Genomic DNA, 26516 nt, shown 5'->3' on the forward strand with positions numbered 1-26516 from the left:
CGCGTGCGGCCGGTTTCTCAAGGACGTACAAAGGCCCTCAGCCATGAGCACCACAGCAAGCAATGTACCGGAGCGCGGGCAGCCCATCCTGCGACTGCGAAACGTATCGAAGAATTTCGGCGCCGTCTCGGCGCTGACCGATATCGAACTGGACGTCAAGGCGGGCGAAGTCGTGGCCCTGGTGGGAGACAATGGCGCCGGCAAGTCGACCTTGGTCAAGGTCCTTGCGGGCGTTCACCAACCCTCTTCCGGCTCGATCGAATTCTGCGGCCAGAGTGTCTCGCTCGACAGCCCCGGCAAGGCGCTGGAGCTCGGCATCGCCACCGTGTTCCAGGATCTGGCGCTCTGCGAAAACCTCGACGTCGTCGCCAACCTGTTCCTCGGGCACGAGCTCTCGCCCTGGGCGCTCGACGAGGTGGCAATGGAAGTCCGCGCCTGGACGCTGCTTCGGGAGCTGGCCGCGCGCATCCCATCCGTGAGGGAGCCGATCGCGTCGCTCTCCGGCGGCCAGCGCCAGACGGTGGCAATCGCACGCTCGCTCCTCCTCAATCCGAAGATCATCATGCTCGACGAGCCGACGGCGGCACTCGGCGTCGCGCAGACCGCCGAGGTGCTCAATCTCATCGAGCGCGTCCGCGATCGCGGCCTTGGCGTCATCATCATCAGCCACAACATGGAAGACGTCCGTGCCGTCGCCGATCGCATTGTCGTATTGCGGTTGGGCCGGAACAACGGCGTCTTCACGCCTGATGCCTCCAACCAGGAACTCGTGGCCTCGATCACGGGTGCCACGGAAAACTCCGTCTCGCGCCGCATCGAGCGCAAGACAGGCACGGCGCAGGAAAACAGCGGGAGACCGGCATGAGCCAGAAACCATCCGATACAACACTCGCACCCGCCACGACGCTTGATCGCAGCGACGAACGCGTGCGCCACGACGACAGCATGATGGCGATGGTCGGGGCCTTCATCGATCGCGTCAAATCCGGCGATCTCGGCATGCTTCCCGTCGCGGTCGGGCTGATCGTCATCTCCACGGTCTTCTCGCTCCTCAATCCGGTCTTTCTCGCGCCGAACAACCTCGTCAACCTGCTCTTCGATTGCGCGACCGTCGGGATCATTTCGCTCGGCATCGTCTGCGTGCTGATGCTTGGCGAAATCGACCTTTCCGTCGGTTCTATGAGTGGTTTGTCATCCGCCATCCTCGGTGTGCTCTGGGTGAATAACGGCGTCCCGTTCGTCGTCGCGATCATCGCTGCCATTGCCGCCGGCGCGGTCATCGGAACTGTCTACGCCGTGCTTTACAACCGGCTCGGAATGCCAAGTTTTGTGGCGACGCTCGCCGGCCTGCTGGCGCTGCTCGGCATGCAGCTCTACATCCTCGGCCCGAGCGGCAGCATCAACCTTCCCTATGCTTCCCCGCTGGTTCGCTTCGGCCAGATCCTGGTGATGCCCGATTGGTTGTCCTATCTGCTCGCTCTGCTTCCGGGCGCCGTGATCATCGCCAAGGGCCTGCGGACGCGCCAGCAGCGCGCTGCCGTCAACCTATCCTCGCAGCCCTTCGCCGCAACCGCTATCAAGGCGATCGTGTTGACCGCGGCACTTGAGTTCGCGGTCTATTATCTCAACCTCGGCCGCGGCATTCCGTGGATGTTCGGCCTGTTCGTCGCCATCGCGGTGGTCCTCAACTACGGGCTGACCCGCACCCAATGGGGACGCTCGATGTTCGCGGTCGGCGGCAATCGCGAAGCTGCACGGCGCGCCGGCATCAATGTTCGCCGCATCTATCTGAGCGCCTTCGTGCTTTGCTCGACGCTTGCCACCATCGGCGGCATCCTGTCGGCATCGCGTCTTGCCTCGTCGAGCCAGCAGGCCGGCACGGGTGACGTCAACCTCAACGCAATCGCCGCTGCCGTGATCGGCGGGACGAGCCTCTTCGGCGGTCGCGGTAGCGCCTATTCCGCACTGCTCGGGATCATCGTCATCCAAGCGATTTCCAACGGCTTGACACTACTCAACCTCAGCTCTTCGTTGCGCTACATGATCACAGGCGGCGTTCTCGCCATTGCCGTCATCGTCGATTCGCTCGCCCGCCGTTCCCGCGTCAGCCACGGGCGCGCTTAATCTAATTTTAAGGAGTAAATTCATGACCGACCTCATGAAAGGCAAAGTCGCCGCCATAACCGGTTCGGCGTCGGGCATTGGGCTCGAATGCGCCCGCACATTACACGCCGAAGGCGCGACCGTCGTCCTCATCGATCGCGCCAAGGACAAGCTGGATGAAATCTGCGAGGCGTTCGGCGAGCGCGCATTCCCGCTTGTCGTCGATCTTCTCGACGGAAAGCAACTCTCGGGCATCCTTCCCAGAATTCTGGAGGTCGCCGGCAGACTCGACATCTTCCACGCTAATGCCGGCGCCTACATAGGCGGGCAGGTCGCCGACGGCGATCCCGATGCCTGGGACAGGATGCTCAATCTGAACATCAACGCAGCTTTCCGCTCCGTTCATGCCGTGCTGCCGCACATGATCGCTCAGAAGTCGGGCGACATCCTGTTCACCAGCTCGATCGCCGGCGTCGTGCCTGTTGTCTGGGAGCCGATCTACACCGCGTCGAAATTCGCGGTGCAGGCTTTCGTGCATTCGACACGCCGCCAGGTCGCGCAACACGGCGTACGCGTCGGCGCTGTACTGCCAGGTCCCGTCGTCACGGCGCTGCTCGATGACTGGCCGAAGGCGAAGATGGAAGAAGCGCTTGCCAATGGCAGCCTGATGCAGCCCAAGGAAGTCGCCGACTGCGTGCTCTTCATGCTGTCCCGACCGCGCAACGTCACCATCCGCGACCTCGTGATCCTCCCGAATAGCGTCGACCTTTAAAAACGTGATCTCCGCGCGATGCGCGGGCATCAGCCATTCATGCCAGAAAGATGAGAGACCATGAGCGACGAAGTCCAAACACCGCGCTACGTGATCGGCGTTGACGTCGGCACCGGAAGCGCTCGCGCGGGGGTGTTCGATCTCAGCGGACGGATGCTGGCTTCCGCCAAGCGCGACATCTCGCTTTATCGCGAGGCGGGTTCGATCGTGGAACAGTCGAGCAATGAGATCTGGCGGGCAGTTTGCGAGGCCGTGCGCCAGTCCGTTCTCGATGCCGGCGTACGCCCGGAGACCGTCGTCGGACTGGGCTTCGACGCCACATGCTCGCTCGTCGTCCTCGGCGGGGAGGGCAAGTCCTTGCCCGTCGGCCCATCGGAAGATCCGGAGCGCAACATCATCGTCTGGATGGATCACCGGGCACTGTCTCAAGCGGAGCGGATCAACGCGCTCGGCCACGAGGTCCTGCGCTATGTCGGCGGGCGCATCTCTCCGGAGATGGAGACGCCCAAGCTGCTGTGGTTGAAGGAGAACCGGCCGGAGGTGTTCGACGCCGCCTGGCAGTTCTTCGACCTCGCCGACTTTTTAACATGGCGCGCCACGGGCGACCTCTCACGCTCCACCTGCACAGTGACCTGCAAGTGGACCTATCTCGCTCACGAGAAGCGCTGGGATCCGACATATTTCGAAGAGGTCGGTCTCGGCGCGCTGGCGGATGAAGGCTTTATCCGCATCGGGCAGACGATCGTCGAGCCTGGCACTGCGCTTGGCGGCGGCCTGACGACGGCTGCGGCAGCGGAACTCGGTCTGTTGGCGGGGACAGCGGTTGCCGCAGGATTGATCGATGCCCATGCCGGCGGGATCGGGACTGTGGGCTTCGGCGACGGGCCGACGGCGAACCTTGGCTATGTCTTCGGCACCTCATCCTGCACGATGACATCGACCGTCGAACCCGCCTTCGTGCAGGGCGTCTGGGGACCCTATTATTCGGCGATGGTTCCGGGGCTTTGGCTCAACGAAGGCGGGCAGAGTGCTGCTGGCGCTGCGATCGAACAGCTTCTCTCATTTCATCCTGCCGCGGCGGAGGCGACGCGGATCGCAAAAGACAAAGGCCAATCGCTTCCTGTCATGCTTGCCGACCTTGCGGCCAACGCGGCAGGCGTCGATGCCACCTCGCTCGTTAAAGGTCTTCACGTCGTCCCTGAATTCCTGGGCAACCGCGCACCTCTTGCCGATCCGCACGCCCGGGCGTTGATCGCGGGCCTCGGCATGGAACGCGATGTCGACAGCCTTGTCCGGCTTTACGTTGCGGGACTTTACGGCATCGGTTATGGCCTCAGGCAGATCATCGACGCGCAGGCCGAGGCGGGCGTCGAGATCGATACGGTCGTCATCAGTGGCGGGGCCGGCCAGCAGGACTTTGTCCGTCAGCTTCTGGCGGACGCTTGTGGAAAGCCCGTCGTCGCCACGTCGGCCGATGAACCGGTGTTGTTGGGTGCGGCGATTCTCGGCGCCGTCGCCAGCGGCAGTTACCGCGATGTTCGCGAAGCGATGAACAAGCTGACGACGGTCGATGGAACATTCACGCCGTCAGCGGGGCACGCGGCGAGCCTTCACGCCTCAAGATATGAAGCCTTCAGGTCATTGCAGCAGCTGGGTCAGAATTTGCGTGATTGTTGAGGGCAGCCTGTAAGCCAGTCTGCGAGAATCCCATCGCGCGCCAAAGCGAAACGTGGGCTGTTCAACCCCGTTCAAGAGCTCGACTATTGAGCGCACCTCTAACAATCAGCCAATGTGTTCTGGATCAGCTGTCAGATTTCAACGTAAGCTCAAGGCGGTTAATGCCCGCCTGCGCACATTCGGTGTCTTGCGCCGGCGTGCCGGAGCTCACGCCGATTGCGCCGACGACCTCGCCATCGACGATGACCGGCAATCCTCCCGCCACCACCAGAAGCCTGCCTCCGATCGCCGAGTTGATGCCATAGGCGGGGCTGCCCGGCTGACTGGACACGCCATAACTCTCGGTCGTTCGTTTTGCGCCCGCCGCTGTGTAGGCCTTGTCCTGTGCGATGATTGAGCTGGTGATCTTGCCACCATCCATCCGCTCAAAAGCAATCAGCTGGCCGGATTCGTCCGCTACGGCGATGCACATCGGCACACCGATCTCTACTGCCTTGGCGCTCGCGCCGGCGATGAGGATGCGAGCCTCGGCAAGGCTAAGTCGCTTGATGGTCAACATGGTGGAACCTATGATCTTGTTTCGATGAGGTGAAAAAGGTGTCGGGCAGAGGAGCCTGAGCCAGGGTGCCCTGATTATCAGCTCTAGCAATGAGCGGCTAACAAAGTTTGACTGAATATGTCAGACCTTGTTGGCACCTTGCACGATGAGAGCCTTAGGGATCATCACATGGGCACCCTTCTTCACGTTCACGATCTGCGTGATGCGAACATCAGCCGCCATGCTGCAAAGGCTATAGGCCTGCACCGATGTCAGATGCGTTCTTTCGACGATCATCTCAATCGCGAAGCGGAGTGCCGCCTGCGCTGCCTGTTGCAAGTCCTCGTCAAACGCCATGACGATCAGGTGATCGGCGGTCTCGGCATAAGGCATCGCAAGCTTTGCGCCGCGGATGATATCGATCTTGAATGTCCCACTCAGCCCGGTCTCGACGGCGGTAAGGCAGACTTCGCCATCTCCCTGCGACGCGTGGCCGTCGCCGGCCGAGAATAGAGCACCTTCGACGGAGACAGGCAGATAGAGGATCGAGCCGGCAATCAGCTCCCGGTTATCCATGTTTCCACCGAAATAGCCCGGAATGATCGAGGTCAGGCAACCGTCTTCTGGCTTCGGCGCGGTTGCCATGATCCCGAAGAACGGTCGTGCCGGCATCACCATGCCCCAAGGCGTGGCGATGGTGCTGGCCTCGCGATCGATGGTCAAGTGCAGGGTTTCGTCCTGCGTGAAATCATGCGGCAGCGCGCCCTTTCCTGACCTCACAATATTGAACCCCCAATCATCCCGAAGCCTGACATCAAGAATCTCGACACGCAGGGCGTCACCAGGCAGGGCACCGCGGACATGGATCGGGCCGGTCAATATGTGGGGGCCGGGCGATGGCGCCAGCGCCTCGTGGATCGCCTGCAATTCCGGCCGGATCGAATGGGTGGGGTTGCGCGAGGCCTCGGAAGGCGACCCGCTGACGCTATGGATCGTCACGGTGTCGCCAGGATCGATCTCGATCACTGGCCGACGGCGCGCATCGAGGTGGCCCCAATGCACGGTGTCTGGTGTGGGGAAGACGTCGTGATGGGGCATGCTGGATCAGGCCAGTTCGAAGCGGATGGATTGCGCACCTTCCCAGAGCGTCAGGTTGCCGAGCGTTTTCAGGTTCTCGAGGCCCGACGTCAGGGTGATGAAGTGATTGCCGGCAAGCTGGCCCATTTTGGAGGAGAAGTCCACGCCGCCATAGGCAAGCAGAATCTCCGTCTCACTGATGCCGCCGGGATAGAGGATGATGTGGCCGGGGGCCGGATGACTGGTGTGGTTCTCATAACCGACGCCGAAGTCCTCGTCGCCGAGCGGCACCCAAACACCTTCACCGCTCCAGCGGACATGCACGATCTTGCTCTCATAGGGCAGGCGCTTGAGGAAGGCGGCACAGGTCTTCGGCGCATCCTCCATCTCCAGGCGGGCGTCGAAGGTGAAGGGGCCGGCGGTGATCTTGAGCTTGGTCATTGCTGTTCCTGTCAATGGGAATTGCGGAGGGCTGGCAGGCGTATCAGCCACCAGCGGAAAAATTGTCGCCGCGTCTGGCCCAGCCGGTAACGCGCGCCTCGATCACGGAGAAGATCACGTAGAGCGCAACACCGAGCGCCGCCAGAATGAACAGACCGGCGAACACCAGTGGCACGTCGAAGCTGGAGCTTGCAATCATCATCACATTGCCGATCCCCCGGTTGGATGCGACGGTTTCGGAGATGACGGTGCCGACGAACGCGAGGGTGGCCGCGACCTTCAGCGATGCGAAGAAATACGGCATTGTGCGCGGCAGACCGATATTCCAGAGGATCTCGAGCTTCGTCGCCTTCAATGTCCGCATGACGTCCTGCAGTTCAGGCTCGGTCGATGCCAGACCGGCGGCGACATTGACGACGATCGGGAAGACGCACATCACCATGGCTGTCAGTACGGCAGGAACGGTGCCGGAGCCGAACCAGAGCACGAGGATCGGGACGATCGCGACCTTCGGGATGGACGAAAAGCCAACCAGCAGCGGATAGGCGACATCATAGGCAAGCCGCGACGAGCCGATCAGCATGCCGAGCGCCAGCCCGAGGATGATGCCGAGGCCGAGACCAAGCAGGGTCGTATAGACCGTTTGGATAGTGTGCGGCCAAATGGCGGGGAACTGCGTCCAAAGCGTTACGAGCACCTGGCTCGGGCGCGGCAAGACAAGATCCGAGATGTTGAAAGCGAGGCATATGACCTCCCACAGCACGAAGAAGCCGGCGATGCAGGTGGCGGACAGGATCTGGCGTTTGGCGGCGGCTGTCATGACTGCACCTCGTTGACGGCGCGTGCGGCGACGATGCGCTCGCGGAGCCTTTGCGTCAGGGACACGAATTCGGGCTGGAAGGAGACGTCGATGGTCCGTGGACGGGCGAAGGGAACGGTGCTGTCCTCGATGATGCGGCCCGGCCGCGCCTGCATCACGCAGATGCGGGTCGCGAGATAGGCAGCTTCCTTCAGGTCGTGGGTGACGAGAACGACGGTTGGGCGCCGTTCGATCCAGAGCGTCTGCATGATCTCCCACAGCTCTTCGCGGGTGAACTGGTCGAGCGCGCCGAACGGTTCGTCCAGAAGCAGAAGCGTCGGGTCGTGGATCAGCGCGCGGCAAAGCGAGGCACGCTGCTGCATGCCGCCCGAGAGCTGCCAGGGGAATTTATCACCAAAGCCCGAGAGACCGACCTTGGCGAGCAGCGCTTCGGCGCGATCGCGGTATTCGCCCTTCTTTTTTCTAGCATAGCCATGCTTGAACGGTGGAACGATCTTCAGCGGCATCATCACATTGTCGCGGATGTTGAGCCAGGGCAGCAGGGTCGGGTTCTGGAAGGCCATGCCGATCCTGACCTCGTTCGCGCCGATCTCTCGACCGGTGACGAAGATATTGCCTTGCGACGGCGAGAGCGTGCCGGCGACGAGCTTCAGAATCGTCGACTTGCCGCAGCCGGAAGGGCCCACAAGCGCAACGAACTCACCGTTTCCAATCCTGAGCGACGTCTCCGCCAGCGCTACGGTCTTGTTCTTCTCGCCACCGAAAGTGACGTTCACTCTTTCCAGATCGATCACGGGATTACCGGGGACGATCCCGGTTGCGAGAGGTTGGTTCATGGCGATCAGCCCCTCCTGGGCCCGGTCACGGCGGCCATGGTCTGGTCGGCGTTACGAACGTCCGGTGCCGGCATTTGCTGGATCGCATGGACAGAGCGGCCCCAACCCTTGGCGCTGTCCTGCAGCGCACGGTCCTTCATCGCGAAGCGGCCGCGCACGATGGTGTGGATCGGAAGCGCTGTCGCTTTCATGCCGTGCCAGGGCGATATTTTCGCCGTCGACTGGATCTGCGCGTCGTCGATCGTCCACTCGCGGTTGGTGTCGACGATCGCGAGATCGGCGTCCGAACCTACCATCAGCGCACCCTTTGTCGGGTAAAGGCCCCAGCACTTGGCGGGCTTCTCGGCGCTCCAGCGCACATAGTCGGACAAACTTGCTCCGCGACGATCAAGCTCCGTCAGCATCAGCGGCATCTGCGTTTCGACGCCGGGGAAGCCGCAATCGACGGTCCAGATGTCGTCGCGGGTCTTTTCCTCGATCGAATGGGGAGCGTGGTCGGTGGCGATCATGTCGATCGTGCCATCGGCAAGCGCCTGCCAGATCGGATCCTGGTTTTCGGTCTCGCGCACCGGCGGGTTGACGCGGATGACGCCACGCTTCGCCTCGTAGTCATCGGCGGACAGAAGGAGATATTGCGGGCAGGTCTCGCCGGTAATGTCGACACCGCGCGCCTTGGCCTCTGCCAGCGGCCGAAGCTCTGCGGCGGATGAAATGTGGAGGATGTGGATGCGTGCGCCCGTCCATTCCGCAAGGATGGCGGCGCGGGCAACGGCTTCCGTCGCAACCACGGCCGGGCGGGCGGCGAGGTGGGCCAGCGGATCGGTGCGACCCATGGCGCGCAACCGAGCTTCGCGGCGTTCCATGATCGAATTCGTCTCGGCGTGCAGCGAAATGCGCCTGCCAGTCGGTGCAACGATTTCGAAGAGCTCAAGCATGGCGCCTGTCGTCGGCGAGGGAATGCGGCCGAACGTGTTGCCCATGTAGCATTTGAAGCCGATGACGCCGCCTTCGATCAGTTCGCCGATATTCGGGAGGCTGTCTTCGCCGAGCACGGCATAGAGGCCATAATCGACATGGGCCTTGGCGCCTGCGATCGCATGCTTTTCGGCAAGCGATGCGGCATCGGAGATCGCCGGCAGCGTGTTCGGCATGTCGAAGACGGTGGTGACACCGCCGAAGGCCGCCGCCGCCGTGCCGCTCGCAAAATCCTCCTTCTGCGGATAGCCGGGGTCGCGGAAGTGTACATGGACGTCGATCGCGCCAGGCAAGATATGGAGGCCGGTCGCATCCAGACTGTCCTTGGCCTCGGGCATCGCATCCTTCTCGCCGATCGCGAGGATCTTGCCATCCTTGATGGCGATGCTCGCCAGATACTGGGTGTCGGGGGTGACGATCGTGCCGCCATGGACGACGAGGTCCGCAATGATCTCGGTGGTCATCTCATATCTCCTTAAAGGGCAGCCCAGCCGCCATCGACGGGCAGGTCGACGCCGGTGATCTGGCGCGAGACGTCGCTGGCGAGGAACAGGCAAGCATTGGCGACATCGTCGTCGACGGTGATGCGCTTCAGCGCGTAGTCTTCCGCATGGCGATTTGCTGCCTCTTCCTCCGTGATGCCGAGTTTCAGCGCCATGGTCTTGCAGACCTTGTCGCGGAAACGGGGGCCATCGACCATGCCTGGGGCGACGCAGTTGACGTTGATGTTGTGCTGGCCGACCTCGAGCGCGAAGCTCTTGGTGATTCCACGCAGGCCCCACTTGGAAGCGGAATAGGCAAGGCGGCCGGCACGCCCCTTCATGCCGAAGGTGCCCCCGACATTGACGACCTTGCCGTAGCTGTTCTCGATCATCGACGGCAGAACTGCGCGGATCGTGTGGAAACAGCCGTTCATGTTGAGCGTGACGATATCGTCGAATTCTTCCGGCGTGGTCTCCACCCCGGTCTTGCCCATCGGGCCGGAGCCGCCGGCGACATTGACGAGGACATCGATGCGGCCGAAGGATTCAACGGTCTTCCGGGCGGCGTCGTCACATTGTCCGGCGTCCGTCAGGTCGCATCCGATAACGACAACGGAACAGCCTTTGGACCGGGCTTCCTCGGCGACGGGCTCGATCGCTGCCGTATCGCGGCCGACGAGAGCGAGCTTGGCGCCTTCATTGGCAAAGGCAAGCGTGATGGCCGCGCCCATGCCCTTGGCGGGGCCCGTGATGAACACGACTTTATCCTTCAGCATCAGGTCCATGATGTTGTTTCCGTTATTTCAGCTGTGATGGGAGGGGCGGCGCGCTGGCGCCGCCGTCATTGGATGGCTCAGTTCATGACCGTGAGACGGTCGTCCTTGGCGGGGAGGAAGCTGCGGTCGAAGACTTCGGTCAGCGCCGGTGTGCGCGGCAATTCCTTTGCCTTGACGATAATGTCGATCGACTTACCGAGACGAGCGTCGTCGACATCGCCGAAGCCGATCTTGGCGATTTCGTCGTGGTTCATCTCGTTGGCGATGGTCGCGTCGAAGCGTTCGCGCTCGATCACCGGCTTGATCAGCGGTTCGCGCTTCTGAACGGCGGCGATCGCTGCATCCGGATCCTTGATCGCGTCCTTGATGCTCTTGTTGATGGCGCGCAGGAAGCCCTTCACCGCGTCGGGATTGTCTTTGACCAGCTTCTTCGAAGCGATGATGGCGTTCGAGTAGAGATCCATTCCGTAGTCGCCGTAGCGGATGAAGCGCAGTTCCTTGTCGGGATCGACGCCGATGAGCTTGGAGCTGAAGCGGATCGTGTTGACGTAGCCGAACACGCCTTCGACCTGACCCTTCATCAGCATCTGCTCGCGAAGGTTCGGCTGCATGTTGGTGATGTTCACCTTGGTGCAGTCGATCTTTGTGATGGAGCACAGCGCCGGGAAGAGCTTGAGCGCGCCATCATTGGCCGCGCCACCCAGCGTGTGGCCGGGAAAATCCGCCGGCGACTTGATCGGGCTGTCCGCCTTGACGGCGACCGTGAAGGGCGGCTGGCTGTACATCATGAAGACACCAACGGGCGCGTCTTCCGGCTTCTTGGCTGCCAGTTCGATCAAGGCGTTGATGTCGCCGAACGCCATGTCATAGGCGCCGTTGGCAACCAGCGGAACGCCTGCACCGGAGCCGTTGCCCTGGTCGAACGTCACGTCGAGGCCTTCCTCCTTGAAGTAACCCTTGTCCTCGGCAAGGAAAAGCAGGCCCTGAGGTCCTTCATACTTCCAGTTCAGGACCATCTTGATGCTGGTTTCGGCATGTGCCGCGGTGCCGGCGAATGCGGAAAGTGCGGTCGCGGCGGCAAGCGCCAGCATACGGGCGCGCGTCTTCATCTGGTGATTAGCCATTGTTGTTCCCCTTGTCTGGTCGTTGGAGGCCGCCTTTGTCGCGGCTTGTTCTTTGATGTTGCAATGCGAGAGTACACGGTCCAGTGTGTATCTCAACCGCAATTTTTGTGCGTGAACGGTGCTAAAAAGGCCTCACTCGGAGCAAGCGATGCGTCATCTGAAATTGCTGCAACAAGTCTCTGAAATCGCGAAAGCGGGCTCGATCCGCCAGGCGGCGGAGCGGATGAACATCACGGCCTCGGCGATGAACCGCAAGATCCAGGACCTGGAGCTCGAAATTGGAACGCCGATATTCGAACGGCGTGCGCGTGGCGTGAAGTTGACCACGGCGGGAGAACTATTCGTCCGCTATGCAAGAAGCCAGATCGCTGACGCCGAGCGGCTGAGTTCGCAAGTCGAAGACCTGCGGGGCCTGAGGCGCGGACCGGTGAAGATCGCCTGCAGCCAGGCGCTCGCGCTCGACTTTCTGCCGTTTCAGATCGGGGAGTTCCGCAAGGACAACCCTCGGCTGGTTTTCGATCTGAAGGTGATGGACCATAACGCGGCGATCAACGCGCTCGTTGAATATGATGTCGATCTCGCTCTGGTCTACCGAGCTTACATGCGGCCGGGCATACGCATATTGACGTCGCTGCCGCAGCGATTGGTCGCGATCATGCGGGAAGATCACCCGCTGGCATCCAAGCAGGTGGTTCGGCTCTCCGACTGTGTCGGACAGCCGCTCGCATTGCCGGATCAGAGCCTCGGCGGGAGACAGGTTCTCGACGAGGTCATCGCTCGTCGCGACTTCCGGTTCGACATCATGGCGGAATCGAACTCGTTCGAGATGCTGAGAGGGCTGGTTCTTCGCGGAAACATGATCTCATTCCAGATCGAGGCCGGCGCGCCGCGACAGGATTTCGGCATGGGGCTTGTCGGCCGGCCGATCGACGAGCGCGACATACCACGCTCCGACCTCGTGCTATGCCAACTCAGGGGACGCGTTTTGCCGATCGCCGCTTCCAGCTTCGCGGACAGGCTGGTCAAGGCGATGACATAGCTCGAACGCCCCCGCCAGCTATGGCCTAGCAGCAACCGCGATAATGCTCGCCGATCAGAGGTTCGAGAGCCGCGAATGCCTCCTGTATGTGCTGCGTCGAACCGATCGCCGCTCGATATTGCTGGCGAAGCGCCGTTTCAACGGATTCGAGATCGATCCCAAGAATCTTGCCGTCCCGCACGATCGTTTTCCCGCCACGGATGACCTCGATGACATCCCTTTGTGTTGCTCGCGCGAAGAGATAGTGGCGGGGATCGACCTCCATCACGCGGTCTCGGTCCAGTCGGTCGAGATCGAGCAGCAAGAGGTCGGCGGGCATGCCGACGTCTATGAGTCCGCCGGCAGGAAGACCGACCATCTCGCGCCCGGTTGCACAGGCTGCCGTCAGCGCATCAGCGGGCGTGATCTGCTCGTCGAAGGCCACGCCAGCGTTGAGCATGCGAAACAGGCGCAGTTCCCGCAGGGCGTCATCGTCCTCGTCGAACGCGCATCCATCAAGGCCGATGCCATAGCGAAGCCCCGACGCCTTCATCCGTCCCGCGCGCGCGATGCCGGATTTCAGGTGTAAATTCGAAGAGGGATTGACTGCGATCTTCACGCCGTGGCTGGCCAGGACAGACAGTTCTTCCGGCCTTGCCCAAACGCAATGTGCGACCGTCAGGCGAGGGGACAGCAGGCCGATTTCACGCAGACGTTCGATGATGCCACCAGGATAGGTGCGATCGGCCCACCTGCGCTGTTCACGCGTTTCCAAGAGATGGATGTGGATGCGGCGACCGGTCTCCGCCGATGCGCGGGCGATCGCCTCCAAAAGACCGTCGGAGCACCATTGCACGCCGGTCGGCCCGAACTGGACATCCACATGCAGCTCATTTTCCAGTTCCGAGGCAACGTCGGAAACGCGCTTGATCTGTTCCTGGGGCGACATCGTCTCCGCCCGCCAGATATCGTCGATCTTGTATCGATCGCCGAGCTTTGCGGCGATGTCGGTATGGTCGCCGTAGACGATCGGGTTCCGGTCCCGCATGGCGATCGCAAAACCGATCGACACGCCGACATCCGACGCAGCGCGGGCATAGTCGTGCGCTTCTTTCGTCAACGGCTCGCGGCCCATGGGGCGGATCAGGTGCACCATGACGGCAACGCAGCCGCCGCGCGCGGACCGCCCGAATGAGGCGGCGGCAGCAAGGTAGGGATCAACGGCCGGCATGACGGCAAGCGAAGGCAGCCAGGTCTCCAGCGGCTTCATCCCGGCGCCGAACGACGTTGGCGACAGTGGTCTTGCGTGATTGTGCCCATCGACCAATGCGGGCATGCCCAGGATCCGCGGCGTCGCTGCGTCGTCGGTTGCCGATCGGATGGCGGTGATACGCCCCGATTCCACCCGGATTTCGACTGGTCCAACCGGCTCATAGCTCTCTCCGATGAGGGCCTTGGCCACAATGATTTGACGGTCACTCATAAGCGTTCTCGTTAATGATGGGCGAACTCCGATGAAATCCGGAGCTCGCCTATTTGAGATCAGTTGATGGTTCTCTCAGCAAGAGGCGGCAGATATTCGGCTGTGAATACCTTGTCTGGCGTCACGTCGCCCTTGAGCTCGTAGGCAGCCTTGATGCTGGAGATTGATCTCGCCAGGCGCGAGACATCGACATCACCGACGCCAACCTTGCCGGTTTCTTCCGATACGATCAGGTTCTTGATGGCGAACTCGATCCGGCGCTTTTCCAGCTGTTCGTTTATCAGCGGCTCGACGGCCTTGACTGTCGCGGCGCCGAGCGCGGGATCATGCATGATCTCGATCATGGCCCTGTTCACGGCCTTCACCAGTCCCCGAACGGCTTCCGGATGTTCGTTGATCAATTTGCGGGAGACCATCAGGCCGTTGGAATAGATGTCCACGCCGTGATCACCATAATTGTACCAGGTGAAATCCTTGTCGGGATCCAGACCAAGACCGATCAGGTTCAGGTAGCTGGTGACGTTGAAGACCAGGCTTGCATCGACGTTTCCACGGATCAGCATCTGCTCCTGGATATTCGGTGCGACGTTGACCATTTCCACGCTGCTTGGATCGATGCCGACATTCGAGGTCAACGCGGGGAAGAGGCGGCCCGCGGCCGAGCCGGCTGGGCTTCCAATCTTGAGACCGGCCAGCTTTTTCAGGTCGGTGACCGGGCCATCCTTCTTGACCAGAACTGAAAACGGCGGCTGATTGTAGATTTGATAGACCATGACAGGCGATAGGTCGGGCTTCGTCAACGCATTCTGGATGATGGCGTTCATGTCGCCGAAGCCTGCGTCATAGGCGCCGGACATGATGCGTGTGACCGTGACCGCCGAGCCTTCTCCTTGATCGATCTGGACATCCAGTCCCTCGTCGGTGAAGTAGCCTTTTTCCTTGGCAAGATAGAACCAGGCGTGGATACCCTGGATTTTCCAGTCGAGCGTCAATTTGATCGGAAGATCGGCCGCATGGACATGCGATGCGAACATCAGCGCGGGTATTATCAGTGACCGGATGATTTTTTTCATTTGTGTTCCCATTCTGAAGGCCGTGTCATGCGACATGACGCGGCAATGCGAGCGGTGGCGCGTACAATCCGGGCAACAAGCGTTGCCTCCGCAGGCGCCAATGGCATCTGTGGTTCGCGGACCGTCAGGTTGTCAGAGTGTCTGCCGTTGAAGCGAGGCTGGATTGTGCGCCTGGATGTCGAAAGACATCGTCACGTTAGAACCGGTCGCCGATGCCGGCTACTGCTCTTTTCGCGCGCGAGCGATGACAAAATGGCTTCACTGGCGGCGCGATGGATGACGTAGCCCAGGGGCTCCGCAGCTACTCGCCGGCGCCCAGATAATCACGCGTAAACGAGATCAGGCTCTCGATATGCGTGGCGACCGCGGCACGGGTGGCGTCGAGATCGCCGCGTTCGATGGCCTCGATGATGACAAGGTGCTCGGTCGAGTCCGGCTTCAACCGGTCTTTCAGCCTGTCGATCTCGAAGAGGCGGGTGGTGGCGCGCAGTTCACGCAGCACCTCGGCCATCACTGCATTGCCGCAGTAGTCGATGATCATGTTGTGCAGATTGTCGTCGGAAAACCAGTGCGCGTCCGTATGATAGGCCGTCGCATCGAGAAGGTCGTGGATTTCGCGCCGTACCTCGATCAGCCGGCGGCGCGGAATGTTGCGGATGGCAAGGGCGGCGGCTTCCGGCTCGATCAGCAGTCGCAGCCGCAGGCTCTGCAGATATTCTCCGATGTCCACGCGGCGCACGACATAGTTGCGGCCGTCGCCCTTGCGGACGAGCCCTTCGCCCTCGAGCCGTTGCAGCGCCTCGCGCAGCGGCGTTCTCGATATTCCAAGGGTCTCGGCGAGCTTTGCTTCGACGATCACATGGCCGCCCTTCAGCCTGCGGTGGCGAATCATGTCCGAGACCGCTTTATAGGTCAGCGACGCGAGATTGTGCTGACCGCGGGTGGCGATCTTCACGTTTGAAGCAACCGATGTATCCGTCACTTTGCCTTCTTCCTCTACCGGCAATGTAGCCCCTCGCTTATTCCTTTACGCGCTAAGCTGCCGCATATGATAGTCGATACCGACGAGAACCCGAAAGAGACCCGATGGACGATGGACTGAGCGAAACCAACGACGAGACCAGCCTTGCCGATGACACGTATCGCCTGCTCCTGGCTGATATCCTGTCGGCCCGGCTCGCCGGCGGCTCTATCGTCCAGCAGCGCCGTCTCGCCAGCCAGCACGCCGTGTCGCGCTCGCCGATGCGCCATGCCTTGAGCCGGTTGGAGGGCGAGGGGCTGCTCGTGCGCAACGAGAAGGGCGTTCTCTGCGTTCGCGTGATTTCGCTGAAGGACTACCTTGATGGCCTGACGATGCGCATGCTGATCGAGCCGACCGCGGCCGCCTTGGCGGCGCCTCACGTCGCCGACGCCGATCTTGAGCGTCTCACGGCGATGCTCGATGCGATCGATGCGGATCCCGGCCCCGACCCCGAGATCGTGTGGCAGTTCGATGATGCCCTGCATGGCTGCATTGCCGACAATAGCCGTAATGCCTTCATGAAAGCGACCATCGGCGACATGCGGCGCTACACGACGATCTTCGAGCGCCAGATGGCTGTCGTGCGCGCCAAGCCCGGCATTTCGGAGCACCGAGCGATTCTTGCCGCCCTGGCCGCCCGTGATGCCGAGGCCGCGCGCAAGGCGATGGCCGAGCATCTGGATGCGGTGCGTCAGGGCGTTCTCACAAATTACTAATGTCATCTTCATGCCTGTTGCGTGTCTCGAAGAACCATGTATAAAAGTGGGATCCCAGATGAATGCAAACTGGGTAGCATAATTCAAAGACCAACTCCAGAGGCCATCCATGACCCGTTCTTTCATTTTTCGCGGTGCTCTCGCCGCCTTCTCCCTGTCGCTGACGGCATCCGCCGTCTTCGCGCAGACCTGCGAGCCCAAGGTTCCCGCCGGCGAGCTGATCAAGCCCGGCACACTCGTCATGTCGACCAATCCGACATTGCCGCCGCTGCAGTTCGTCGATTCCAGCGGTGAACTGAAGGGCATGCGCGTCGAGCTCGGCGCCGAAATCGCCAAGCGCCTTTGCCTCCAGCCGGAATATGTCCGCATCGAATTTTCGGCGATGGTTCCTGGCCTGCAGGCCGGCCGCTGGGATATGATCAACACCGGCATCTTCTTCACCGAGGAGCGCGCCAAGATCATGCAGATGATCCCCTATGAGGACCAGGCGATCAGCGTTTCCATCGCTCCGAACTCTGACAAGAAGGTAGCCACCAAGGATGACCTCGCCGGCATGACTATCGGCGTCGAGATCGGTGGCTTCGAGGAAACGAAGACGCGCCTGCTCGACAAGGAACTGCGCGACGCCGGCAAGGAAGGCCTGACGATCCAGACCTTCGACAATTTCGCACTGGCCTACCAATCGCTTCGCGCCGGTCAGGTCCAGGCTGTCGTGTCGATCGACGCGGTCGCCAAGGAATATGACAGCCGCGGCGACTTCAAGCGCGCCCTGAGCGGTCTCTATCCGGCCCCGGTTTCAGTCGCTTTCAAGAGCACCGTGGTGGCGGATGCCGTTTCGGCGACGCTGAAGGAAATGAAGACCGACGGCTCCCTGAAGGCACTGTTCGACAAGTACGGCATGCCGATGGTCGCCGGTGACTATTCCGTAAAGGGTCCCGGCCGCTGATCTGGCAGCCGGACAATCGATTGACTGGCGAGGCGCGGGGCTCCCGCGCTCGCCTTGAGCAGGAAATGGATTGATGTCGCTCTGGAACTGGTCGGGTTTCTTCGGATACCTCTTCAACCCCTTCATCCTCGGTGGCGTGGTCACGACCATCTGGCTGACCGTCGTCTCGCTGATCGCGGGTCTTATATTGGGCTTCGCGCTGGCGATGATGCGCCGCTCGAGACTGCGTTCGGTTCAGACGCTTGCCAAGGTCTACATCTGGCTGTTCAGAGGCACACCGCTTCTTGTGCAGCTGATCGCGCTCTACACGGCGCTGCCGCTGTTCGGCATCCGCCTCTCGGTGATCGAGGCGGCGCTCGTGGGGCTGGCGCTCAACGAGGCGGCCTATCTCGCCGAAATCATTCGCGCCGGCATCGAGGCCGTCCCGATCGGCCAGACGCGGGCTGCCCGTGCGCTCGGCATGACCGAGCGCCAGATCATGCGCTACGTCGTCATGCCGCAGGCGTTCAAGGTCATTATCCCGCCGCTCGGCAATTCCGTGAACGGGCTTCTGAAGACGACATCGGTCACATCGGTGATCTCGATGGAAGAACTGCTGCGGCGCACTCAGGTGCTGATCCAGGAGCGCTTCATGGTGCTTGAGCTCTTCGCTGTGGCGGCGATCTATTACCTCCTTTTGACCACGCTCTGGGATGTTTTCCAGAGGCATATCGAGAAGCGCTTCGGCCAGTCCGATTCCAGGCTGTCCGTCAGCGAAAAGCGCTAGAACCAGGATATTGACATGACCAAGAAGTTTCGCGGCGTTTACACCGTGATGATTACGCCATTGGCTTCCAACGGCGCCGTTGATCTCAAGGCGATGGCCTCCTTTACCGAATGGCAGGTGCGCCAGGGTATCCATGGCCTCATTCCGCTGGGATCGACCGGCGAGTTCCTGTCGCTCAGCGAGGAAGAGCGCGACGGTGTCGCCCGCACCGTCATCGAAACCGTCGCCGGCCGCGTGCCTGTTCTCATCGGCACCGGTGCCGAGGATACGCGTGAATGCGTGCGCCTCAGCCTCAAGGCCGAGCAGATGGGCGCAGACGGCGTGATGATCATCCCGCCCTTCTACTCGACGCCGACCGACGACGAACTCGTCCACCACTACAAGACCGTTGCCGCCGCGATCTCGATCCCGATCATGGTCTACAACAACCCCGCGACCGCCAATGTCGATCTCAAGCCCGAGCTCGTGAAGCGCATCGCCGAGATCAAGGGCTGCGATTACATCAAGGAATCGACCCTAGAGGTGACCCGCGTGCGCGACATCATCCGGCTGGCGGGCGACGACATGACCGTGTTCGGCGGCATTCTCGGTTTCGAATCCTTCGTGATGGGCGCGCAGGGCTGGGTCGCGGTGGCCTCGAACGTCGCGCCGGGTCCGATGGCGCGCATTTTCGAACTCGTCGCCGACGAGAAGAAATTCGATGAGGCCCGCGCCTTGTATCTCAAGTGGCTTCCAGTCATCCAGGCTGTCGGCGGACAGGCCTATGTCGCCGGTTCGAAGTCCCTGCTGACGCATATGGGCTTTGCCGCCGGCGCGCCGCGTCCTCCACGTCTGCCGCTTCCCGAGCAGCAGGATGCGGCGATGAAGAAACTGGTCTCGGACTTCGGTCTGACCTTCAGCCTCTAGGACATGTCGATGCCGCCCGTCTCCGCCCCGATCCAATCTCAGCCCGATCAGCGTGTCGACATCGTCGTAGACGGCGTCGCCGTCACGGCGGAGCGCGGCATGACGATCGCGGCGGCGATCGAGGCAGGTGGCCGGCATGATTTCTCGCGCGGCTTGAAGGAAGAGCCGCGTGGCATCTTCTGCGGCATGGGCGTATGCCAGGATTGCCTCGTCACCGTCGATGGCCGCCTCAGCCAGCGTGCCTGCATGACGGCGGTCCGGCCCGGGATGACGATCGAACGGCCCGGCTCGCGCCCCGTCATCGTCGATGACGCCATTTCCGACCTCGCCGCCGTTCCGGAGACCATCGAAACTATTCAGACCGATCTCTTGGTCATCGGCGCTGGCCCGGCTGGCCTATCCGCCGCCGAGGCCGCGGCACTTGCCGGCGCGCGGGTGACCGTCGTCGATGAACGCTCCGCCGCCGGCGGCCAGTATTTCAAGCAACCGCTGACCGCGCTGGCGGCGCAGCGCCTCGGCGCCGACGAACAGGCACGCTCCGGAGCCGAGCTCGTCGATCGGGTTCGCAGAGCCGGCGTGACGATCGTCGCCGGCACCACTGTTTGGGGAGCCGAAAGTCGCGCTGACGGCACGATTGTCGTCTCCTGCTACGGTCCTGCGGGCGCCTCCTACTACATGCCGAAAATGATCGTGATCGCGACCGGCGCGCATGAGCGACCGCCGGCGGTCGCAGGCTGGACGAGGCCAGGTGTCATGACGGCGGGCGCGGCGCAGACCCTGCTCCGTAGCTATGGCACCGTCGCCGGCAAGCGGATCGTCATTGCCGGCAACGGCCCCTTGAACATCCAGGTGGCGATCGAAACGATCAAGGCTGGCGGCCACGTCGTTGCGCTGGTGGAGAAGGCGCAGGCGCCCTGGAAGCAGCCGGCAGCGGCTCTGCAGCTTCTCGCGGCCGACAAGATGCTCGCGGTCAACGGCATGCGCCAGGTCATCGCGCTGCGCGCGGCCGGTGTGCCGATCCATTGGGAGAGCGCGATCACCTCGATCGACGGGCAGGCCGGCGTCGAGACGGTGGCGATCAAGGGGCCGAGCGGCGCCCTCACGCTGCAGGCCGATACCGTCCTCATCGGCGGCGACTTTGTGCCCTCCAACGAACTCTCGCGCCTGCTCGGCTGCGGCCACGACATCGTCGACGGCAAGCTGTCGGCGATCTGCAAGGCGGATGGCGAGACCACCTTGCCGCATGTTCATGTGGTCGGCGAGGCAGCCAGCTTTGGCGGTGCGCATATCGCCATGGCAGCCGGCCGGCTGGCCGGTTTGGCGGTGGCGCGCAAGCTCGGGCTCTCCGTGCCACGCGACGACAAGACGGAACGCCGGCTCGAGCGGCACCGGGCGTTCCAGAAGGCTCTCTGGGCGGTCTTCGCCGCCCGGCCCTCGGCGAACGCCATTGCGGGCCAGGACGACAACGCCATCATCTGCCGTTGCGAAGGCGTGACGGCCAAAACCTTGAAAGCGCTCGCAACCGACAGCGCCGACGATATCGCGACACTGAAGCGCCTTTCCCGTGCCGGCATGGGTCGTTGCCAGGGGCGCTACTGCGGCGACGCGGTTGCGGCAATCGCCGGGGCGCGACGCGCCAAGAGCGAGACGCGGGGTTTTCTTGCGCCGCAAATGCCGCTGCGACCGGTTCCCCTCGCGGCTCTTGCGGTCGAAAAGCCGGAATGGGGCGGCCACAAGCGGGCGCTTCTTCCCGAAAGGCCACCGCTGGAAAACAGCGAGCCGCTTCCCCTGAAGCGGGTTTCGACGTTGGTCATCGGCGCCGGTATCGCAGGGCTTTCCACGGCGTTGTTTCTCGCCCGGGCGGGCGAAGACGTGGCAGTGCTGGAACGCAGTTTCCCGAATTCGCTCGCATCCGGCGGCAATGCCGGAAGCTTGCACGCGCAGCTTCTCTCCTTTGACCACGGCGCGCGGGCCGAAGGCGGAGGAGGTGCTGCCGCGCAGACTTTGCCGCTCCAGCGAGACTCGATCACGCTGTGGGGCGAGCTGCAGCGCGAACTCGGCCGCGATTTCGAGATGAAGGTCACCGGCGGTCTGATGGTCGCGGAAAGCGACGCCCATATGCGCTTCCTCCAGGAAAAGGTTAGCGTCGAGCAGCAGGCTGGCATCGACTGTCGTCTGATCGGGCGTGACGAGTTGCGGCAGATGGAACCCGCGCTCTCGACGCAATTCGTGGGCGCTGCCTTCTGTTCGCAGGAAGGCAAGATCAATCCGCTGGTGGCGACGCAGGGCATCCTAGATGCCGCGAAGGCTGCCGGCGCCAGGATTTTCGGTCAATGCGAGGTCATGGCCATCACGGCAGTCGCCGAGGGCTTCGAAGTCGTCACTTCGCGCGGCACCGTCCATGCCCGGCGCGTCGTCAACGCTGCCGGCGCCTTCTCGTCGCGGATCGGTGGCCTGCTCGGTCTTGATGTCCCCGTCTTCGGCGCGCCGTTGCAGATGGTCGTGACGGAAGCGGCCGCGCCGACGATTTCCTGTCTCGTCGCCCATGCCGACCGTCATCTGACGCTGAAGCAGGCGGCCAACGGCAATTTCATTATCGGCGGCGGCTGGACCGCCGGGCTCGACCCGGTCCACCAGCATCCGCGTCCGCTGCTTTCGAGCATCGAGGGCAATCTCTGGGTGGCGCAGCATGTCGTGCCGGCGCTGCGCAAACTGCACGTCATCAGAAGCTGGGCCGCGATGAACATCAATATCGACGGCGCCCCGATTCTTGGCGAGGATCCTCGGCAATCGGGCTTCTTCAATGCCGTGACATCCAACGGCTACACCCTTGGTCCGCTCGTCGGACAGCTTACGGCGCAGCTTGTCCTCGGCCGCGAAACGGGCAGGGCGCTCAATCCATTTTCCATATCCCGCTTTGAGAAAGGCCGCGCATGATCGAGATCACTGGCGTCAGCAAATTCTATGGCACGTTCGAGGTTCTGAAGAACTGCAACGTGAAAGTCGATCGCGGCGAGGTCGTGGTCGTCTGTGGCCCTTCCGGGTCCGGAAAATCCACGCTGATCAAGTGCGTGAACGGCCTGGAACCCTTTCAGCAAGGGTCTATCCGCGTGCACGGCATTGAGGTCGGGGACCCCAAGACCGATCTGCCGAACCTGCGCACGCGCGTCGGCATGGTGTTCCAGAACTTCGAGCTGTTCCCGCATCTGACGATCATCGACAACATCATGCTTTCGCAGCGGATCGTGCTTGGGCGCTCAGATAGCGTCGCGCGCGGCAAGGCAATGCAGCTTCTGGATCGCGTCGGCCTCGCCGATCATTCGGCCAAATTTCCGAGCCAGCTTTCCGGCGGGCAGCAGCAGCGCGTGGCGATCGCCCGCGCGTTGGCGATGGATCCGCTGGCCATGCTCTTCGACGAACCGACTTCGGCGCTGGATCCGGAGATGATCTCTGAGGTGCTGGATGTGATGACCGGTCTCGCCAAGGACGGCATGACGATGATGGTCGTCACCCATGAAATGGGCTTTGCGCGCCGCGTGGCCACCCGCGTGATCTTTATCGATCAGGGCGAAATCGTCGAGGACCGGCCGAGCGACGACTTCTTCGCCGGAAAACACAATCCGCGCACCGAGGCCTTCCTCGGCAAGATCCTGCAGCACTGAGGCCTGGCTATGAGCGAATACGATATCATCATCGAAAACGGCACCATCGCGACTGCGTCCGACGTCTTCAAGGCGTCGATCGCGATCAAGGACGGCAGGATCGTCCAGATCGGCGAACAGCTGACCGGGGCAAAGCGCGTGATCGATGCTGCCGGCAAGTATGTCCTGCCTGGTGGTATCGACAGCCACGTCCATATCTCCCAGCCATCCGGCGACGGCATCGTCATGGCGGATGATTTCGCGAGCGGTACGCTGTCGGCTGTGTTCGGCGGCAACACGACCGTCATGCCGTTCTGCCTGCAGGAAAAGGGCGTGCCGTTGCGTTCGTCGCTGAACGATTACCACAAGCTCGCCGAGGGCGAGTGCTACACGGATGTCAGCTTCCACCTGATCATTTCCGATCCGACGGACGCCGTACTCGGGCAAGAACTGCCGGCCCTGGTGGCCGATGGCTACGCCTCGCTGAAGGTCTTCATGACCTATGAGGATCTGCGCCTGAGCGATGGCGAGATCCTGAAGACGCTGGATGTGGCGCGCAGCACCGGCGCGACCGTGATGGTCCATTGCGAAAACGAGGACGCGATCCGCTTCCTGATCGACAAGCACGAGCGCAACGGCGATGTCGCGCCGCGTGCCCATGCCTCGACACGGCCCGTTGCCGTCGAGCGCGAGGCCACGCACCGCGCGCTGTCGCTGGCCGAGATCGCCGATGTGTCCATCGTCATCGTCCATGTCTCCAACGGCGAGGCGATGGAGGAAATCATGCGGGCGAGATCGCGGGGCATCAAGGTGGTGGGCGAGACCTGCCCGCAATATCTCGTGCTGACCGCCAAGGATCTGGATGGGATGGATTGGGAAGGCGCCAAGTTCGTCTGCTCGCCCCCGCCGCGCGACGAGGCGGCGCAGGCCGAATGCTGGCGCGGCATCGAGACCGGCGTGTTCGAACTCTTCTCCTCCGACCATTGCCCATTCCGCTACGAGGACGAGCAGGGCAAGCTCAACCCGAAGGGCAAGACGAATTTCCGGCACATCCCCAACGGTATTCCCGGCGTCGAAACCCGGCTGCCGATCCTCTTCTCGCAGGGCGTCATGGCTGGGCGCATCGACCTGCCGCGCTTCGCTGCCATCACCGCGACCAATCACGCCAAGACCTACGGTCTCTATCCGCAGAAGGGCACGATCGCCATCGGCGCCGATGCCGATATCGCGATCTGGGACCCGGCGCTGAAGCGCACCATCCGCCATGCCGATCTGCACGACGGCGCCGACTATTCGCCCTACGAGGGAATGGAAATCACCGGCTGGCCCGTCACCACCATCGTGGCCGGTACGGTCATGGTCGAGGACGGCGTGCTGGTCGGCGAAAAGGGCCAGGGAACATATCGACCCGCCGCAGCGCGGCCGGTCGGCCTCTAATACACGTCAAGGAGACAGATGATGAAGCTCAAGATTACCGCGGGTCCTTTCGAGTTCGATGCGGTCCTCGAAACCGAAAAGGCGCCAAAGACCAGCGAGGCGTTTTTGAAGCAAATGCCCTATCAGGGGCAGATCGTGCATGTGCGGTGGTCGGGCGAAGGCGTCTGGATCCCGCTCGGCGATCAGGATTTCGGCGTCGGCTACGAAAACCACACCAGCCATCCGGCGCCCGGCCACGTCATCCTCTATCCGGGCGGCATCAGTGAAACCGAGATCCTGCTCGCCTACGGTGGAGTCGATTTCTCTTCGAAAATGGGCCAACTCGCGGGAAATCACTTCATCACCGTGACCTCCAATCTCGACAAGCTGCCCGAACTCGGTCGCCTCACGCTGTGGCAGGGCGCTCAGGATATCCGTTTCGAGCTCGTCAACTAACCGACATCCTATCCGTCATGCCGGGATGCGCGCATCCTGGCATGACGCTTGCTTCGCAATTGGGAAACGCCAATGCCCCTATGTCGAGAGCAGCCTCATGATCTTTGATTTCGAACTCGCGAAGCGCGCAGCCGCGGAACAATCGTATAGGCCTCTTAAGCAGCACGACTTCGTCAGAAATCTCCTGGCGATGGTGCAAGCTAGAGGCACGGTGTTTCGCCGCCGGGGTCTGCTGTCGGATTGAATGATCAATCTCCCGATCCGAGATAACGCAGCATCCACAGTTTCGACTGAACGCAAATTGCGTTCACAACGGTCGGCATTCTAAAAGCTTTGCTGTTCGGCGCACGTGAAACGCGATTGTTACAGGTTCTCGCGCAGCGAGATTTTCATTGGCACGGAATGAATTACTGGTACGCCGGGCACGTGCGAAATGATCGATGACTCCATTGTCTGCACCGCCAGCGTCGCAACTCTGCCGAACTCGTGGCTAAGCGCAACGTCGATAACCTCGTCGATCAGATGTTTCGGAGTGAGGTCGGAAATTTCGGCGCTCACGACGTTGATTTTCTGACTTGGGCGCTCCTGCAAAGCTCTGACGACGCCATCAATGCCTCCACCACCCATGAAGATGCCCGTGAGGCTTCCATTCTCGTCCAGCAAGCGCTTCGTCAGCCGATATGCGGTTTCGTCATCTTCCATGGTCTGCTGCGGCGGAAGCATCGCAAAGTCGCTCTGCACTTCGCGCAGATAGTTCACGAAGCCGCTCTCATAATCTTTCTGGCAGAGATATTGTTCCGAGCCCATGAGTAAGGCGATCGTGCTGTTGGGGGGGCAGAGCCGCGACATGAACCAGCCGGCGGTTCGTCCCAGTTTCCAGCCGTTCGTGCCGATGAAGCCGGCACGATGCGGCGCGGAAAGATCGGACAACAAAGCCCAGAAGGGAATGCCGCGCATGGCCAGTTCATGGACGGCCTGATTGACGCGGGGATGCTCGATGCAGACGCCGGCGATAACATCGCATTCGTCCGCAAGGCCGAGCAGCGCATCAGCAATCGAGCGGGGCGACATCTCATCGACATGGCGAATGATGGCTTTACCCTTGATTTTGGTCGATGCGACCGTGGCATCGGCAAGCGCTTTGGCAAAGCTACCGTAGAGATGGCGCTCACGCTTGTTGAGCACAAAGCCTAGCGTTTTTGCCGGCGCATCTTCAGACAAGCGTTGCCTAAGGCTGGGGACGCCCGTGAACCCTATTTCCTGGGCGACGGCAAGGACGTGCTCGGCCGTGGCGCGTTGCACCGGGCCGCGCTTGTTCATAATTCGATCGACGGTTGAAACGCTGACGTCAGCGGCTCTCGCGAGGTCAATAATCGTAACCCGGGTTTTCATTGCGGCCGATCTGTGGCGTAACTTCTATATGTAGTTTAGCTTTCAATGGGATACGGCAGCT

The 26516-nt window shown here is 61.9% G+C and carries 25 protein-coding genes; 13 read left to right on the forward strand and 12 right to left on the reverse strand.

The features are described from left to right. The first annotated feature begins 43 nt into the window (after nt 1-43). Genes ACIQUB_RS21450 through ACIQUB_RS21465 form a run of 4 tightly spaced genes read left to right on the forward strand, consistent with a single transcriptional unit; the run spans nt 44 to nt 4552 of the window. Nucleotides 44-865 (forward strand): ATP-binding cassette domain-containing protein, encoded by an 822-nt coding sequence (locus tag ACIQUB_RS21450; protein ID WP_037179379.1) that lies wholly within the window; start codon nt 44-46, stop codon nt 863-865. After that, the gene (locus ACIQUB_RS21455; protein WP_402931924.1) at nt 862-2124 is read left to right on the forward strand and encodes a sugar ABC transporter permease; all 1263 of its coding nucleotides are present in this window, start codon (nt 862-864) and stop codon (nt 2122-2124) included. The genes ACIQUB_RS21450 and ACIQUB_RS21455 overlap by 4 nt, the downstream gene beginning before the upstream one ends. A 22-nt stretch (nt 2125-2146) precedes the next feature. After that, nucleotides 2147-2875 carry an SDR family oxidoreductase gene (locus ACIQUB_RS21460; protein ID WP_112943285.1) on the forward strand — a complete coding sequence of 243 codons (729 nt, stop codon included), beginning with the start codon at nt 2147-2149 and terminating at the stop codon, nt 2873-2875. Nucleotides 2876-2935: 60 nt separating this feature from the next. After that, on the forward strand, nt 2936-4552 hold the full coding sequence (locus ACIQUB_RS21465; protein WP_402931927.1) for an FGGY-family carbohydrate kinase: 1617 nt from the start codon (nt 2936-2938) through the stop codon (nt 4550-4552). A gap of 124 nt (nt 4553-4676) precedes the next feature. Here ACIQUB_RS21465 and ACIQUB_RS21470 read toward each other — a convergent pair whose 3' ends face one another. The 8 genes from ACIQUB_RS21470 to ACIQUB_RS21505 form a co-directional block, all read right to left on the reverse strand. After that, nucleotides 4677-5111, reverse strand: coding sequence for a heme-binding protein (locus tag ACIQUB_RS21470; protein ID WP_402931928.1), 435 nt, complete (start codon nt 5109-5111; stop codon nt 4677-4679). Between the two features lie 120 nt (nt 5112-5231). After that, the gene (locus ACIQUB_RS21475; protein WP_402931930.1) at nt 5232-6188 is read right to left on the reverse strand and encodes an acetamidase/formamidase family protein; all 957 of its coding nucleotides are present in this window, start codon (nt 6186-6188) and stop codon (nt 5232-5234) included. A gap of 6 nt (nt 6189-6194) precedes the next feature. Beyond that, nucleotides 6195-6608 (reverse strand): DUF3830 family protein, encoded by a 414-nt coding sequence (locus tag ACIQUB_RS21480; RefSeq protein WP_402931932.1) that lies wholly within the window; start codon nt 6606-6608, stop codon nt 6195-6197. 43 nt (nt 6609-6651) lie between these two features. After that, entirely contained in the window at nt 6652-7428 is a 777-nt protein-coding gene (locus tag ACIQUB_RS21485) for an ABC transporter permease (protein WP_402931934.1), read from the reverse strand. Further along, the gene (locus ACIQUB_RS21490) at nt 7425-8264 is read right to left on the reverse strand and encodes an ABC transporter ATP-binding protein (RefSeq protein ID WP_402931936.1); all 840 of its coding nucleotides are present in this window, start codon (nt 8262-8264) and stop codon (nt 7425-7427) included. The genes ACIQUB_RS21485 and ACIQUB_RS21490 overlap by 4 nt, the downstream gene beginning before the upstream one ends. Before the next feature lie 5 nt (nt 8265-8269). Further along, nucleotides 8270-9703: an allantoinase AllB gene (gene allB, locus ACIQUB_RS21495; RefSeq protein ID WP_402931938.1), complete on the reverse strand. Its 1434-nt coding sequence runs from the start codon at nt 9701-9703 to the stop codon at nt 8270-8272. A gap of 11 nt (nt 9704-9714) precedes the next feature. Continuing rightward, nucleotides 9715-10506, reverse strand: coding sequence for an SDR family NAD(P)-dependent oxidoreductase (locus tag ACIQUB_RS21500; protein WP_402931940.1), 792 nt, complete (start codon nt 10504-10506; stop codon nt 9715-9717). 68 nt (nt 10507-10574) lie between these two features. Beyond that, nucleotides 10575-11621: an ABC transporter substrate-binding protein gene (locus tag ACIQUB_RS21505; RefSeq protein WP_402931942.1), complete on the reverse strand. Its 1047-nt coding sequence runs from the start codon at nt 11619-11621 to the stop codon at nt 10575-10577. Nucleotides 11622-11769: 148 nt separating this feature from the next. Between ACIQUB_RS21505 and ACIQUB_RS21510 the strand changes: the two genes are divergently transcribed. After that, on the forward strand, nt 11770-12660 hold the full coding sequence (locus tag ACIQUB_RS21510; RefSeq protein ID WP_112823193.1) for a LysR substrate-binding domain-containing protein: 891 nt from the start codon (nt 11770-11772) through the stop codon (nt 12658-12660). Nucleotides 12661-12685: 25 nt separating this feature from the next. Here the strand turns inward: ACIQUB_RS21510 and ACIQUB_RS21515 are convergent, their stop codons facing one another. The 3 genes from ACIQUB_RS21515 to ACIQUB_RS21525 form a co-directional block, all read right to left on the reverse strand. Next, a complete protein-coding gene (locus tag ACIQUB_RS21515) occupies nt 12686-14122 on the reverse strand; it encodes an amidohydrolase family protein (protein ID WP_402931945.1) in 1437 nt (478 codons plus the stop codon). Nucleotides 14123-14181: 59 nt separating this feature from the next. After that, nucleotides 14182-15195 carry an ABC transporter substrate-binding protein gene (locus ACIQUB_RS21520; protein WP_402931947.1) on the reverse strand — a complete coding sequence of 338 codons (1014 nt, stop codon included), beginning with the start codon at nt 15193-15195 and terminating at the stop codon, nt 14182-14184. A gap of 301 nt (nt 15196-15496) precedes the next feature. Beyond that, nucleotides 15497-16177, reverse strand: a complete 681-nt coding sequence (locus ACIQUB_RS21525; protein WP_402931949.1) for a GntR family transcriptional regulator — start codon at nt 16175-16177, stop codon at nt 15497-15499. A 104-nt stretch (nt 16178-16281) separates the two neighbouring features. Between ACIQUB_RS21525 and ACIQUB_RS21530 the strand changes: the two genes are divergently transcribed. The 8 genes from ACIQUB_RS21530 to ACIQUB_RS21565 all read left to right on the forward strand — a co-directional run bounded on the left by ACIQUB_RS21530 (nt 16282) and on the right by ACIQUB_RS21565 (nt 25063). Continuing rightward, nucleotides 16282-16932, forward strand: a complete 651-nt coding sequence (locus tag ACIQUB_RS21530) for a GntR family transcriptional regulator (protein ID WP_402931950.1) — start codon at nt 16282-16284, stop codon at nt 16930-16932. Between the two features lie 109 nt (nt 16933-17041). Next, complete coding sequence (locus ACIQUB_RS21535; RefSeq protein ID WP_402931952.1) at nt 17042-17878, forward strand: ABC transporter substrate-binding protein; 837 nt, start codon at nt 17042-17044, stop codon at nt 17876-17878. A 73-nt stretch (nt 17879-17951) separates the two neighbouring features. Further along, entirely contained in the window at nt 17952-18644 is a 693-nt protein-coding gene (locus ACIQUB_RS21540; RefSeq protein WP_018897918.1) for an amino acid ABC transporter permease, read from the forward strand. A 15-nt stretch (nt 18645-18659) separates the two neighbouring features. Further along, nucleotides 18660-19550: a 4-hydroxy-tetrahydrodipicolinate synthase gene (gene dapA, locus ACIQUB_RS21545; RefSeq protein WP_402931954.1), complete on the forward strand. Its 891-nt coding sequence runs from the start codon at nt 18660-18662 to the stop codon at nt 19548-19550. A gap of 9 nt (nt 19551-19559) precedes the next feature. After that, nucleotides 19560-22487 carry an FAD-dependent oxidoreductase gene (locus ACIQUB_RS21550; protein WP_402931956.1) on the forward strand — a complete coding sequence of 976 codons (2928 nt, stop codon included), beginning with the start codon at nt 19560-19562 and terminating at the stop codon, nt 22485-22487. Then, a complete protein-coding gene (locus ACIQUB_RS21555; protein WP_402931958.1) occupies nt 22484-23212 on the forward strand; it encodes an amino acid ABC transporter ATP-binding protein in 729 nt (242 codons plus the stop codon). The genes ACIQUB_RS21550 and ACIQUB_RS21555 overlap by 4 nt, the downstream gene beginning before the upstream one ends. 9 nt (nt 23213-23221) lie before the next feature. Next, a complete protein-coding gene (hydA, locus tag ACIQUB_RS21560; protein ID WP_402931960.1) occupies nt 23222-24628 on the forward strand; it encodes a dihydropyrimidinase in 1407 nt (468 codons plus the stop codon). A gap of 21 nt (nt 24629-24649) precedes the next feature. Next, a complete protein-coding gene (locus tag ACIQUB_RS21565; RefSeq protein WP_402931962.1) occupies nt 24650-25063 on the forward strand; it encodes a DUF3830 family protein in 414 nt (137 codons plus the stop codon). Nucleotides 25064-25426: 363 nt separating this feature from the next. Here the strand turns inward: ACIQUB_RS21565 and ACIQUB_RS21570 are convergent, their stop codons facing one another. Beyond that, entirely contained in the window at nt 25427-26455 is a 1029-nt protein-coding gene (locus ACIQUB_RS21570; RefSeq protein ID WP_402931964.1) for a LacI family DNA-binding transcriptional regulator, read from the reverse strand. Nucleotides 26456-26516: the final 61 nt, after the last annotated feature.

The organism is Rhizobium sp. NPDC090275, assembly GCF_044772225.1.
Classification (GTDB): Bacteria; Pseudomonadota; Alphaproteobacteria; order Rhizobiales; family Rhizobiaceae; genus Rhizobium.